Source organism: Candidatus Thiosymbion oneisti, from assembly GCF_004359955.1.
Taxonomy (GTDB): Bacteria; Pseudomonadota; Gammaproteobacteria; order Chromatiales; family Chromatiaceae; genus Thiosymbion; species Thiosymbion oneisti.
In genome coordinates, this window is the sequence record NZ_SMSC01000160.1 from 1 (window position 1) to 417 (window position 417).

Annotated in this window: 1 protein-coding gene; it reads right to left on the minus strand. The window is 64.3% G+C overall.

Annotated features, from left to right (window positions below; all coding sequences use genetic code 11):
• Positions 1-417, minus strand: a 417-nt coding sequence (gene tssI / locus E1958_RS19865) for a type VI secretion system tip protein TssI/VgrG (RefSeq protein WP_133513399.1), incomplete at both ends; no start/stop codon positions are given.

Sequence of the window (417 nt, forward strand, 5' to 3'; positions counted from 1 at the left end):
GCCGGTGATGATGGGCCGGTCGGGATCACCTTCCAGGAAGTCGACAATGACTTCTTGGCCGATGCGGGGGATTGCCACAGCGCCCCAGTGCTTGCCGGCCCAGGGGTGAGCAACCCGCACCCAGCAGGAGCTCTGCTCGTCGGATTGGCCGTAGCGGTCCCAGTGGAATTGGACCTTGACCCGGCCGTATTGGTCGGTCCAGATCTCTTCGCCGGCTTTGCCGACCACGATGGCGGTCTGGGGACCCTGGACCCGGGCCTTAGGGGTGTTCCGTGGTGGACGATAGGGCGTTTTGGCGTCCAGGGCGGTGAATTCACAGTGGAAGACCGGGCCGGTGTTCGCCGTTCCGGAGGAGCCGAAGACATCGGAGCGCAGTTGGTAATCGGCGGAGAGGAGCAGGTATTCCCGGTTCTGGTC